This window comes from Streptomyces antioxidans (assembly GCF_000968685.2).
GTDB classification, from domain to species: domain Bacteria; phylum Actinomycetota; class Actinomycetes; order Streptomycetales; family Streptomycetaceae; genus Streptomyces; species Streptomyces antioxidans.
The window spans coordinates 1-13,173 of record NZ_LAKD02000182.1; the positions used below are offsets into that span (position 1 = coordinate 1).

Sequence of the window (13,173 nt, forward strand, 5' to 3'; positions counted from 1 at the left end):
GCCCCGCCCCCCGCCTCCATCCCCGCCCCCACCGTCGACACCGACGCGCCTCACGCGCCAACCAGCGTCGGGGCCGGGGCCGGAGTCGGCAGCGGAACCGGGGCCGAGGCCGAGGAGGAGCCGGTCGCCGCGCCCGCCGACCCGTTCTCCGTGGTACGGGACGACGAGACCCACATCTCCGTCTACGGCCTGTCCCAAGCGTCGGTCGGGGAGACCGCCTACCGGCACGGCATCGTGGTCCACCGGCTGGTCGAGGAGACCGCCGATCTGGGCCCGGGGACTCCCGCGGCCCTCCGCGCCCGCGACCCCGAGGCGCCCCCGCTGCGGCTGCTCCCCAAGCTCCGCTTCCCCGGCCCCGCCTGGCCGATGCGCTACGAGGTGCGCCGCGCCACCGGCGTAAGGACCGGCTGGCTGATCGGCGTCGCCTCCATCGTCGCCTCCCTCCTCGCCTCCGTGCTGCTCGCCCGCACCGGTGACACAGGGGAGCTGCACCGGCTCACCGGCTGGCCCGCCGACCTTCCGCTGCCACCCGTCGCCATCGCGGCCGGTCTCCTGGGCGCCCTCGCCTTCGGCGATGAGTTCCGCTTCCCGGCGCTGGCCGCGACCCGGGACGCCGTGCCCCGCCGACTCGGGCTGCTGGCCGCCAAATTCGCGGTCTGCGCCGCCGGTGCCGTCCTGCTGTCGCTCGGCGTCATCGTGCTCGACAGCGCGGCGCTCCTGCTGCTCGTGGGTGGCGACGCGGTGCCACTTCCGGGCGACTGGCCCGCACTGGTGTTGGGCGTCTTCGGCCTGACCATCGGCTCGTCGTGGGCCGGGCTGCTCGCCGCCGGAGTCTTCCGTTCCGCCGCGCTCGGGCTGGCCACTCTGCTCGCCGTGCCGATCCTCGCGGTGCCCGTCGTCCAGCGCGCGGCGCAGGACCCGTCGCTGCGTTCTCTGGTCATGCTGCCGCACCGGCTGCGCGCGGAGACGCTGGACCGGTCGCCCTCCATGATCGACCGAGGGCTGGCGGTCGCCGTACGGCTCGCCTCCCAACCGGTCGGCCAGGCGCTGATGTTGTCGGTGGCCGTCCTGCTGTGCGCCTACGCCCTCACCGGTCTGCGCGGCAAGAGCACCCGCCAGTAGCACCCGTCACGCACCCGTCCCGCCCCCATCCCGCACGCCGCCGCACGCCCATCCCCCTCGCCCGCTCCCTCGCCCGCTCAGCCCGGAGGCCGCCCGGCCCCGGCTCCGCCTGCAGATCAGTGGATCAGGCCCGGAGCGGATTCGTACAGCCGTCGCGCGAACTGCTCGCAACTCCCCGAAGGGTGCTTCTTTCTGTCCGATTGAGCGTCAATTATGAGGTAATGGGCGATCACCCTTTCGTGTGCTTTTCACCAAAGACCTCAAGGGCTTCCGGGGCGTCGCCGACAAAGGATGCGTGAGTACCCTTGCGCACACCACGATGACCGCGGCTCGCCCCGCCGACTCCGGCCTGGCCGGTTCGGGCGAGCTTGACCGCTACTCCTACGCCGAGGCCCCCGGCGCCGACCGCGCCAGCGCCCCCTCCTCCTGGGACGGTGCCGAGGCGGAGATCGGCCGGGTGGGCCGGCGCGCGGCCGGCAACCGGGGCCGCGGGCTGCACGGCCAACTCGTTCAGCAGCTGGGCCAGATGATCGTCTCCGGTGACCTGGGCGCGGACCGTCCGCTGGTCCCCGAGGAGATCGGTCAGCGCTTCGAGGTCTCCCGCACCGTCGTACGGGAATCGCTGCGCGTCCTCGAGGCCAAGGGCCTGGTCAGCGCCCGCCCCAATGTGGGCACCCGGGTCCGCCCGGTCAGCGACTGGAACCTGCTCGATCCGGACATCATCGAGTGGCGCGCCTTCGGTCCACAGCGCGACGACCAGCGCCGTGAGCTGTGCGAGCTGCGCTGGACCATCGAGCCGCTGGCCGCCCGTCTCGCCGCCGGGCACGGCCGCGAGGAGATGCAGCAGCGGCTGGGCGACATGGTCGAGATCATGAGCCATGCGCTGGCACAGGGCGACGCCCTCACCTTCTCGCGCGCCGACGCCGAGTTCCACGCACTGCTGCTCCAGGTCGGGGGCAATCGGATGCTGGAGCACCTCGCGGGCATCGTCGCCGCCGCGCTCCATGTCTCCGGGGCCCCGGTCTCCGGCTGCGACCGCCTCACCGAGGCGGGGGTCACCCATCACCGCAGGATCGTTGAGGCGGTCGGCGAGGGCGACGCGGGGGCGGCCGAGGCGGCGATGCGCCAGCTGCTGACCGTCCACCCGGATCTCGATCATGCCGAGGTCGGGGTGCCCGCGCCGCGCGAGCACTGATCCGCGGCGCGTCCGGCTGCCCGGAGCACCGGGCGTCCGAGGCGTGCGGCGTACGACGTACGGCAGGGCGGTGTCAGTAGGCGGCGAGTTCCGGTCCGATGGATGCCGTACACCGTACGAGAGGGCGTCGCCGGATCCCGCGCCGCGGGTTCGGCGGCGCGGCGCGATCTGATCGATCGGCGCCGTGTGACTCCCGTCGGTGCGCGACCGGGAGTTTTTTGTCCCGTTGGATGGGCATTAAGACCGTTATGGGGTGTGACTCGGGCCACGAGTATTGGGCGTAACGCTCTTTGGGGCAGCGCGATGATTAAAGAGGTGGCAGCCGCGGAGGGAATACGGATGTCGCTCAAAACGCCGTACTCCTCCGCACTCCGCCCGCGCCGTCGGTTCATCCCTGCCGGCGGTCGTCGGCTCCGGTCCCCAGTGGACTGAGCCGGAAGCCGTTTCCAACGTTCCGAGAGGTTGTTCGTGTCGGCCAGCACATCCCGTACGCTCCCGCCGGAGATCGCCGAGTCGGAGTCTGTCATGGCGCTCATCGAGCGGGGAAAGGCTGAGGGGCAGATCGCCGGCGACGATGTGCGCCGGGCCTTCGAGGCTGACCAGATTCCGCCAACCCAGTGGAAGAACGTACTGCGCAGCCTCAACCAGATCCTCGACGAGGAGGGCGTGACGCTGATGGTCAGTGCCGCAGAGGCGCCCAAGCGCACCCGTAAGAGCGTCGCAGCGAAAAGCCCGGCAAAGCGCACCGCCACCAAGCCCGTCGCGGCCAAGTCGGTCACCGCCAAGAAGGCCCCCGCCGCCCCGGTCGCCGCCCCCACCGCGGACGAGGGCGCTGCCCCGGCCGATGAGGCCACGGTCACCCCCGCGAAGAAGGCCGCCGCCAAGAAGACCGCGGCCAAGAAGACGGTCGCCAAGAAGGCCCCCGCCGCCGCCAAGAAGACGGTCGCGAAGAAGACCACCGCCAAGAAGGACGTCACCGACGAGATCCTCGAGGGCGAGGACGTCATCGAGGAGGCGCCGGGCAAGCCCGGTCCCGAGGGCGCCGAGGCCGAGCCGGAGAACGCGGGCTTCGTGCTCTCCGACGAGGACGAGGACGACGCCCCCGCGCAGCAGGTCGCCGCGGCCGGTGCCACGGCCGACCCGGTCAAGGACTACCTCAAGCAGATCGGCAAGGTCCCGCTGCTCAACGCCGAGCAGGAGGTCGAGCTCGCCAAGCGCATCGAGGCCGGTCTGTTCGCCGAGGACAAGCTCGCCAACTCCGACAAGCTGGCCCCCAAGCTCAAGCGCGAGCTGGAGATCATCGCCGAGGACGGCCGCCGCGCCAAGAACCACCTTCTGGAGGCCAACCTCCGCCTGGTGGTCTCGCTGGCCAAGCGCTACACGGGCCGCGGCATGCTCTTCCTGGACCTCATCCAGGAGGGCAACCTCGGTCTGATCCGTGCGGTCGAGAAGTTCGACTACACCAAGGGCTACAAGTTCTCCACGTACGCCACCTGGTGGATCCGTCAGGCGATCACCCGCGCGATGGCCGACCAGGCCCGCACCATCCGCATCCCGGTGCATATGGTCGAGGTCATCAACAAGCTGGCGCGCGTCCAGCGCCAGATGCTCCAGGACCTGGGCCGCGAGCCCACCCCGGAGGAGCTGGCCAAGGAGCTCGACATGACCCCCGAGAAGGTCATCGAGGTCCAGAAGTACGGCCGTGAGCCGATCTCGCTGCACACCCCGCTGGGCGAGGACGGCGACAGCGAGTTCGGTGACCTCATCGAGGACTCCGAGGCGGTCGTCCCGGCCGACGCGGTCAGCTTCACCCTGCTGCAGGAGCAGCTGCACTCCGTGCTCGACACGCTCAGCGAGCGCGAGGCGGGCGTGGTCTCGATGCGCTTCGGCCTCACCGACGGTCAGCCGAAGACCCTCGACGAGATCGGCAAGGTCTACGGCGTGACGCGTGAGCGCATCCGTCAGATCGAGTCCAAGACGATGTCGAAGCTGCGCCACCCGTCCCGCTCCCAGGTGCTCCGCGACTACCTGGACTGATGCGGACCGCGGCTGCGTGATCGCCTTATAGCCGCGACGGCCGCCTTACGGCGGAAGCGGTACCGCGCGAAGGCCGGGTTCCCTCCGGGGGAGCCCGGCCTTCGCGCTGCGCGGCGACACCCCCGGCGCGACGTTCCCCGCATGGCCCACCCGGGATGCGCTTCGCGACGGAGGGGGTAACGCTGAGTGTGCGTCTTGCTCCGTATGGTCAGGAGGCCGCATGCTCAGGTCGTCCCGCTCGCTCCTCACCGCCCTGGCGGTGCCGCTGGCCGCCGCGCTCGCGATAGTGCTCACCGCGCCCGCCCCGGCGACGGCCGACCGGGTGGTGATCGGCGGGCATCCGGCCCGTACGGTCGAGGCGCCCTGGGCGGTGGCCGTGGCCAGCCGTGCGATCTTCGGGGACAAGAGGTCCGGCCAGTTCTGCGGCGGGGCGGTGGTGGGCCCCACAACGGTCGTCACGGCGGCCCACTGTCTGAGCGGTGGGGTGCTCGGCAAGGACTGGCGGGACGTCCGGGACCTGAAGGTGATCATCGGCCGCAACGATCTGCGCAAGAAGGACGGGGTGGAGTACCCGCTCGCGCGGGTGTGGGTCAACCCGGCGTACGAGGGCGACAACAGGGCCGGGGACATCGCGGTGCTCACCCTGGGGGTCGCGGTGCCCGCGCCCTACGCCATCCGCATGGCGGGCACCGGCGACCAGGCGTACCAGCCGGGCGAACCGGCCTCGGTGTACGGCTGGGGCGATACGGAGGGCGATGGCACCTATGCCTCGTCGCTGCGGACCGCGACGGTCCGGGTGCTGGCCGACAGCGTCTGTGAGAGCGCCTATCCGGGCAACGCCGAGGGGGACTACGACCCGCGCTCCATGGTCTGCGCCGGGCTGCCGGACGGGGGCCGGGACGCCTGCCAGGGGGACAGCGGAGGGCCTTTGGTGGTCCGGGGGCGGCTGGTGGGCCTGGTGTCCTGGGGGAGCGGATGCGCCATGGCGGGGCGGCCCGGTGTCTACACGAGGATCTCTTCGGTGGCCGGTCTGGTGGCCGCCCATGGCTGACGCGGGGGCGCCGAGGGCGCCTGTGGATGCGGAGGGCCCGAGAGCGGCTGTGGAGGGGGCTGGAAGCGGCCTCGGGGCGGGCCTCCCGGGGCTCTTGGAGCATGTCCACAGCGGCTCTTGGATCATGCCGACGGCGCGGAAGGGCCCGTGACACGAGCGTGGGCGGCCGCCCCTCAGGGGGCAGACCGCCCGAAATCCGGCCCTGGGCCGGCGTCGCTCGTCGTCGTGGGTATGAGGCGTCAGCGTTCGTCGTCGGACGCGGACGCCGGAACGGCCGTGAGTCGCTCGGTCTCGTCCTGTATTTCCGCGGCGATCTTCTTGAGTTCCGGCTCGAACTTGCGCCCGTGGTGGGCACAGAAGAGCAGTTCACCACCGCTGATCAGCACGACGCGCAGGTACGCCTGGGCGCCGCAGCGATCGCAGCGGTCAGCGGCCGTCAACGGGCTCGCGGGGGTCAGAACAGTAGTCACGTCGCCTCTTCTCTAGCTCGACGAGCTGTCGTACCAGGGTCAACATCCAACCAGCCTGAAATCGTTCCCGCTCGTGGCTTTTTCCCAAAAGTTGCTTCTGAGTAGGCCGGATGGTGACGTTTGGCGGCGAATGAGCCGTATTGCCTAGCTTTGATGCTTCGCGTCGATTGTCTGGTTTGCCCTCCCGGCCGGGTTGCCGGTTGTGAATGAGGACGTGCCCGGAGCCTAAATGGTTCATGCCTGAAAGGGAACGTGATGTGTGCGGCACCGCCATGAGCTATCGAACGTACGAGCGAAACGGTGGCCCGTGCGACTAGCATGGACGTTTCAACGGGTGGCGGCACAACGGCTCTATCAAGCCTCGGTACGCTCTGTCGGGCGACCATGCCACCATCGTGCCCACAGCCGGGCCAACCAGAAATTCAGCGAGGAGCGAACCGCGTGACCGCCGACACGTCCGTGCCGTCCACTGCGCTGCTGACCGGAGCAGACCGGGGCGGCGGTAACTACACCGCGCGGCACCTTCTCGTCCTCGAGGGGCTCGAGGCGGTGCGCAAGCGCCCCGGCATGTACATCGGCTCCACCGACAGCCGCGGTCTCATGCACTGCCTCTGGGAGATCATCGACAACTCGGTGGACGAGGCCCTTGGCGGCTTCTGCGACCACATCGAGGTGATCCTCCACGACGACGGATCCGTGGAGGTGCGGGACAACGGCCGGGGGATCCCGGTGGACGTCGAGCCCAAGACGGGGCTGTCCGGCGTCGAGGTCGTGATGACCAAGCTGCACGCCGGCGGAAAGTTCGGCGGCGGCTCGTACGCGGCCTCCGGCGGTCTGCACGGCGTCGGCGCCTCCGTGGTGAACGCGCTGTCCGCCCGTCTCGACGTGGAGGTGGACCGCGACGGCAAGACCCACGCGATCAGCTTCCGCCGCGGTGTCCCCGGGATCTTCACCGAATCCGGGCCGGACGCACCGTTCGACCCGTCCAGCGGCCTCCTCAAGGGCAAGAAGGTCCCCAAGACCCGCACCGGCACCCGCATCCGCTACTGGGCGGACCGCCAGATCTTCCTCAAGGACGCCAGGCTCTCCGTGGAGACGCTGTACGCACGTGCCCGGCAGACCGCGTTCCTGGTGCCGGGGCTCACCCTGGTGGTCCGGGACGAGCGCGGTCTGGACGGGCAGGAGGGGCCGGTCGAGGAGACCTTCCGCTACGACGGGGGGATCAGCGAGTTCTGCGAGTACCTGGCCCAGGACAGGGCCGTCTGCGATGTGCTGCGGCTGTCCGGGCAGGGCACCTTCAAGGAGACCGTGCCGGTCCTCGACGAGCGCGGCCATATGACGCCGACCGAGGTCACCCGCGAGCTGGGCGTGGACATCGCGCTGCGCTGGGGCACCGGCTACGACGCGACGGTCAAGTCCTTCGTCAACATCATCGCCACCCCCAAGGGCGGCACCCATGTCTCCGGTTTCGAGCGCTCGATCAGCAGGACCGTGAACGAGGTGCTGCGCGCCGCCAAGATGCTGCGGGTCGCCGAGGACGACGTCGTCAAGGACGACGCCATGGAGGGCCTGACGGCGGTGGTGACCGTAAGGCTCGCCGAGCCGCAGTTCGAGGGCCAGACCAAGGAGGTGCTGGGCACCTCCGCGGCCTCCCGCATCGTGGCCAATGTGGTCGCCAAGGAGCTCAAGGCGTTCCTGACCTCCTCCAAGCGGGATGCCAAGCAGCAGGCCCGCGCCGTCCTGGAGAAGGTCGTGGCCGCGGCCCGTACGCGCATCGCGGCCCGCCAGCACAAGGAGGCGCAGCGCCGTAAGACCGCGCTGGAGTCCTCCTCGCTGCCCGCGAAGCTGGCCGACTGCCGCAGCGACGACGTGGCCCGCAGCGAGCTGTTCATCGTCGAGGGGGACTCGGCGCTGGGCACGGCCAAGCTGGCCCGGAACTCCGAGTTCCAGGCGCTGCTGCCGATCCGCGGCAAGATCCTCAACGTACAGAAGTCGTCGATCTCCGACATGCTCAAGAACGCCGAGTGCGGGGCGATCATCCAGGTGATAGGGGCCGGATCGGGCCGGACCTTCGACATCGACCAGGCGCGCTACGGCAAGGTGATCTTCCTCGCCGACGCCGATGTCGACGGCGCCCACATCCGCTGTCTGCTGCTGACCCTCTTCCAGCGCTATATGCGGCCGATGGTCGAGCAGGGGCGGGTCTTCTCGGCGGTGCCGCCGCTGCACCGGGTGGAGCTGGTGAACCCCAAGCGGGGGCAGAGCAAGTACCTCTACACCTACTCCGACCAGGAGCTCCAGGAGACCCTGCTGGACCTCCAGCGCCGGGAGATCCGCTATAAGGACGGCATCCAGCGCTACAAGGGTCTCGGCGAGATGGACGCCGACCAGCTCGCGGAGACCACGATGGACCCGCGCCACCGCACTCTGCGGCGCATCAACATCAGCGACCTGGAGGCCGCCGAGCGCGCCTTCGACCTGCTCATGGGCAATGAGGTCGCGCCCCGTAAGGAGTTCATCACCAACTCGGCGGCCACGCTGGACCGGTCGCGCATCGACGTCTGACGCCCGGCCCCTCGGCGGGGCCGGTCCGGCGGGGTCTCCCACCCGGGGGACCCTGCTCGGCGTTTCCCCAACCCCTGCGGTGCCGCTTCCGGGCAGTTCATCACCTGAGTCACCTGATGGGGTGAAGGTCCGGTATTGAAGGGTCTTGGATCTTTCTGATCTGCCCATCCTTGGTCATGCGGCGAATGCGGCAGTGAACAAGGAGTGTTCGGGGTGGACATGCACAACGCGCGCGACACGGGAGCGGCGCGACGTGAGGACCCGTGGTACGACGCGCTCGCGTCCGGCTGGGGCGAGACGGACGGCACGGCGGAAGGACCCCCGCGCGCGCGTCCCCCCGCCGCCCAGGCGGTCTACACGGAGGTGCACGCCAGCGCCGCCTTCCAGGAGGTGCGCCGCCGTTACCGCCGGTTTGTGTTCCCGGCGGCCGCCGCGTTCCTCATCTGGTACCTCGCGTATGTCGTCGCGGCCATCACCGCACCCCAGCTGATGGCCCGCCCGGTCGTGGGCACGCTCAACGTGGCGATGGCCGCGGGGCTCGGCCAGTTCGCCACCACCTTCCTGCTGACGTGGGCGTACGCCCGGCACGCACGGTTGCGCCGGGACCGCGTCGCGCTGGAACTGCGCTGGGTGACGCAGGAGATGACGCGGAGGCACGGGCGGTGACCGGCGATCAGCGGAGCCTGGCGCTGCTGCTCTTCGGCGTCTTCGTGGTGGCCACCTTGACCATCACCGCCTGGGCGGGGCGCCGGCGGCACGGTTCACCGGAGGAGTTCTACACGGGCGGGCGGCTGTTCTCCCCGATGGAGAACGGCTTCGCCATCGCCGGTGACTACATGTCCGCCGCGTCCTTCCTCGGGATCTCCGGTCTGATCGCGCTCTTCGGCTATGACGGGGTGCTCTACTGCGTGGGCTTCTTCGTGGCCTGGCTGGTGGTCCTGCTGGTGGTGGCCGAACTGGTGCGCAACTGCGGCCGGTTCACCCTGGCCGATGTGCTGGCCGCCCGGATGCGGGAGCGCCGGGTCCGGATCGCCGCGGGCATCTCCTCGGTCACGGTCTGTGTGCTCTATCTCGTGGCCCAGATGGTCGGCGCGGGCAGTCTGGTCGCCCTGCTGATCGGGGAGACGGGCGGGCGCGCCCGCGCCTGGACGGTGATCGGCGTGGGCACCCTGATGGTGGTCTTCGTGGCGCTCGGCGGGATGCGTGCCACGACCTGGATCCAGATCGTGAAGGCCGTGCTGCTGATGGGCGGGGCGACCGCGCTGACCGCCCTGGTCCTCATCCGCTTCCGCGGCGATCTCGACGCCCTGCTCAGCACCGCAGCGCACAACAGCGGACACGGCGCGGACTTCCTCGCCCCCGGGCTCAAGTACGGCGGCGACTGGACCGCCCGGCTGGACTTCATCAGCCTCGGCCTCGCCCTGGTGCTGGGCACCGCCGGGCTGCCGCACATCCTCTCGCGCTTCTACACCGTGCCCACCGCCCGGGCCGCCCGCCGCTCGGTGATCTGGTCCATCGGGCTGATCGGCGGCTTCTACCTGATGACGATCGTGCTCGGCTTCGGCGCGGCCGCCGTGCTGGGAACCGATGCCGTACGGACCTCAAGCGCGGCCGGGAACACGGCCGTTCCGCTGCTCGCGCTCGACCTCGGCGGCGGCGCCGGATCGACCGGCGGCACGGTGCTGTTCGCGGTGGTCGCCGCGATCGCGTTCGCCACCATCCTCGCCGTCGTCGCCGGGATCACCCTCGCCTCCTCGGCCTCCGTCGCCCATGACCTCTACGGCTCGCTGCGCAGACGGGCGGGGTGCACTCCGCGCGGCGAGGTGGTGGTCGCGCGGATCGCGGCGGTGGGGATCGGGGTGGCCGCGATCGGTCTGGGGCTGCTCGCCGATGACCTCAACGTGGCCTTCCTGGTGGGGCTCGCGTTCGCCGCCGCGGCCTCGGCGAACCTCCCGGTGCTGCTGTATTCGCTGTTCTGGCGGCGGTTCACCGCGCGCGGCGCGGTGTGGTCGGTCTACGGGGGGCTGCTTCCCGCGGTGGTGCTGGTGGTGCTGTCCCCGGTGGTCTCCGGGGGCCCGGACGCGATCTTCTCCGGGGTGGACTTCCACCTCTTCCCGCTCCAGAACCCGGGGCTTGTCTCGGTGCCCCTCGGGTTCCTCGCCGGCTGGCTCGGGACGGTCACCGGACCGGCCCCCGCGGATGTGCCCGGCCATGCCGCCCAGCACGCCGAGACGGAGGTGCGGGCGCTCACCGGGGCGGGCGCGGCCTGAGGCGGGCGCCGCCTGAGGCGGGGATAAGGCGGGCGGGGGAGGGCTTGTGGGCTCAGACCCAGTCGTAGCGGTGCTCGGGGCGGCCGGTCTCGCCGTATTTGAGGCTCAGCCGCACCCGGCCCGTGCGCTCCAGCAGCTTCAGATAGCGCTGTGCCGTCTGTCGGCTCAGCGAGGAGCGCTCGGCCACCTCCTGGGCCGACAGCGGGCCCTCCGCGCCCCGCAGCACCTCCCGTACGAGATCGGCGGTGAGCGCCGAATGGCCCTTGGGCAGCTCCGCGGGACCGGCCGAGGCGCCGCCCAGGGCGCCGAAGATCCGGTCCACCTGGTCCTGTCCGGCCTCGCCATCGCCCTCCAGGGCGCGGTGCAGCGCCGCGTACCCCTCCAGCTTGGCGCGCAGCCCCGCGAAGGTGAACGGCTTGACCAGGTACTGCAGCGCGCCATGGCGCATGGCCGCCTGTACGGTCGCGATGTCGCGGGCCGCGGTCACCATGATGACGTCGGTGTGGTGGCCGAGCTGCCGCAGCCGCCGCACCAGCGACAGCCCCGTCTCGTCCGGCAGATAGTGGTCGAGCAGCACCAGGTCGACGTGGATGCCCTGGGCGCCCTCCAGGAAGGCCAGCGCCTCGGCGGCGGTGTGCGCCTGCCCTGCGACGCGGAATCCGGCCACCTTCCCGACGTACGCGGCGTTGACCCGGGCCACCCGGACGTCGTCGTCCACGACCAGCACCTCCAGGAGCCCGCCCGGTCCGGTTCCAAGGGTCATCGTGGCTCTCCTGTAGCGGTCAGCGGCGTCCTGGCCGGCTGTTCGGCCAGCGCCTCGGGGAGGACGACGGTGAATTCCGCGCCCCCGCCCTCGCGGTCGGACACGCGGACGCTGCCGCCCTGGCGCTCGGCGAGTCGGCGGACCAGCGCGAGCCCTATGCCGCGCTTGCGGTGCGCGGGCGGCTCCTTGGTCGACCAGCCCTCGGTGAAGACCACATCGCGCCGGTCGGCGGGGATCCCGGGTCCGGTGTCGGAGACCCGCAGCAGCACCGTACGGTCGTCAGCGCACAGCTCCACCTCGACCCGCGGCTCCGGCGAACCGACCGTCGCGTCCAGGGCGTTGTCGATGAGATTGCCGACGATCGTCACCAGCCCCGGCGGGTCCACCAGCCGGTTGGGCAGCAGGCTGTCCCCGGCGACGGACAGCGAGACGCCGCGTTCGGTGGCCACCGTGGCCTTGCCGACCAGCAGGGAGGCCAGCAGCGGATCGTGCACCCGCTCGGTGACCTGTTCGGCGGTGGCCCGGTGCACCCCGATGGCCTCGGTGATGAACTCCATCGCCTCGTCGTGCAGTTCGAGTTCGAGCAGGCCCAGGAGGGTGTGCATGCGGTTGGCGTGCTCATGGTCCTGGGCCCGGAGGGCGTCGATCAGGCCCCGGGTGCCGTCCAGCTCGCGGCCCAGCCGCTCCAGCTCGGTGCGGTCACGCAGGGTGACCACCGCGCCGCCGTCGTCCGTCGGCATCCGGTTGGCGACCAGCACCCGGCCGCCGCTGACGGTCAGCAGATCGGCGCCGGTGACCCGCCCGGACAGCACATCGGCCGTACGGCCCGGGGACAGCACCGCCGCCAGGGGCTGCCCGGTGTCCTCGGGGCGCAGCTCCAGCAGCCGCTGGGCCTCGTCGTTGATCAGCCGGATCCGGCCCTGGGCGTCGAGCGCGACGACGCCCTCCCGGATGCCGTGGAGCATCGCCTCGCGCTCGGCCAGCAGTGCCGAGATATCGGAGAAGGCCAGGTCGTGGGTGCGCCGCTGGAGCCGGCGGGAGACCATATACGCGGCCAGCGCGCCGACCGCGAGCGCGCCGCCCGCGTACGCGAGCATCTCCGGGACCGCGGCGACGAGCCGGGCGCGCACGCTCTCGTAGGAGATGCCCACGGAGACGGCGCCCACGATGTGGCCGTCCCCGGCGCGCAGCGGCACCTTGCCGCGGGCCGACCGGCCGAGGGTGCCCTCGTCGATCTCCATGACCTCCCGGCCCTGTAGGGCCTCGGTGGGGTCGGTGGAGACATGCTTCCCGATCTCGCCGGGCGAGGTGTGGGACCAGCGCACCCCGCGCCGATCCATGATCACGACATATTCGGCGCCGGTCGCCCGGCGGATGCGCTCCGCCCCGGTCTGCACCGGCCCGCCGGGGGTGGGCCGGGTGTGCTGGAGCGCGTCGGCCATCCGGGGCTCGGCGGCCGTGGTCTGGGCGATGGCGAGGGCCCGGCGCATGGCCTGGTCGTCGAGGTGGTCGCTGAGCGGTGCGAGGAAGAGGCCCGTCGCGAGCACGGTGACACCCGTGGCGATGGCCAGCTGCATCAGCAGGACCTGGGAGAAGACGCGTCGGGGCCAGCCGATGCGCCACCTCGTGGCCGTGGCCGTCGGCCCCGGCGGTATCGCGGCGCTCATGGCAACGAAGGGTAACCAAGGGCGGGTGGGAGG

General features: G+C 71.1%; 9 protein-coding genes and 1 pseudogene. 7 read left to right on the plus strand and 3 right to left on the minus strand.

Annotated elements, in window-relative coordinates:
- The 4 genes and pseudogenes from VT50_RS37370 to VT50_RS37385 form a co-directional block, all read left to right on the plus strand.
- Positions 1-1,122: pseudogene (locus tag VT50_RS37370) on the plus strand (ABC transporter); the annotation flags it as partial.
- 241 nt (positions 1,123-1,363) lie between these two features.
- Entirely contained in the window at positions 1,364-2,317 is a 954-nt protein-coding gene (locus VT50_RS37375; protein WP_075200523.1) for a FadR/GntR family transcriptional regulator, read from the plus strand.
- A 462-nt stretch (positions 2,318-2,779) separates the two neighbouring features.
- Positions 2,780-4,354 carry an RNA polymerase sigma factor gene (locus tag VT50_RS37380; protein WP_053048787.1) on the plus strand — a complete coding sequence of 525 codons (1,575 nt, stop codon included), beginning with the start codon at positions 2,780-2,782 and terminating at the stop codon, positions 4,352-4,354.
- 220 nt (positions 4,355-4,574) lie between these two features.
- Entirely contained in the window at positions 4,575-5,405 is an 831-nt protein-coding gene (locus VT50_RS37385; RefSeq protein WP_046089685.1) for a S1 family peptidase, read from the plus strand.
- Positions 5,406-5,644: 239 nt separating this feature from the next.
- Here VT50_RS37385 and VT50_RS37390 read toward each other — a convergent pair whose 3' ends face one another.
- Positions 5,645-5,875 (minus strand): DUF7455 domain-containing protein, encoded by a 231-nt coding sequence (locus VT50_RS37390; protein WP_046089684.1) that lies wholly within the window; start codon positions 5,873-5,875, stop codon positions 5,645-5,647.
- Between the two features lie 441 nt (positions 5,876-6,316).
- Between VT50_RS37390 and VT50_RS37395 the strand changes: the two genes are divergently transcribed.
- The 3 genes from VT50_RS37395 to VT50_RS37405 all read left to right on the plus strand — a co-directional run bounded on the left by VT50_RS37395 (position 6,317) and on the right by VT50_RS37405 (position 10,710).
- Complete coding sequence (locus VT50_RS37395; protein ID WP_046089683.1) at positions 6,317-8,440, plus strand: DNA gyrase/topoisomerase IV subunit B; 2,124 nt, start codon at positions 6,317-6,319, stop codon at positions 8,438-8,440.
- A gap of 219 nt (positions 8,441-8,659) precedes the next feature.
- Positions 8,660-9,106: a DUF485 domain-containing protein gene (locus tag VT50_RS37400; protein WP_046089696.1), complete on the plus strand. Its 447-nt coding sequence runs from the start codon at positions 8,660-8,662 to the stop codon at positions 9,104-9,106.
- Positions 9,103-10,710, plus strand: coding sequence for a solute symporter family protein (locus VT50_RS37405; RefSeq protein ID WP_046089682.1), 1,608 nt, complete (start codon positions 9,103-9,105; stop codon positions 10,708-10,710). Before VT50_RS37400 ends, VT50_RS37405 begins: the two co-directional genes overlap by 4 nt.
- Positions 10,711-10,762: 52 nt before the next feature.
- On the opposite strand, the gene VT50_RS37410 is transcribed toward VT50_RS37405, so the two are convergent.
- Entirely contained in the window at positions 10,763-11,473 is a 711-nt protein-coding gene (locus VT50_RS37410) for a response regulator (protein WP_046089681.1), read from the minus strand.
- Positions 11,470-13,140: an ATP-binding protein gene (locus tag VT50_RS37415; RefSeq protein WP_240529485.1), complete on the minus strand. Its 1,671-nt coding sequence runs from the start codon at positions 13,138-13,140 to the stop codon at positions 11,470-11,472. Before VT50_RS37415 ends, VT50_RS37410 begins: the two co-directional genes overlap by 4 nt.
- Positions 13,141-13,173: the final 33 nt, after the last annotated feature.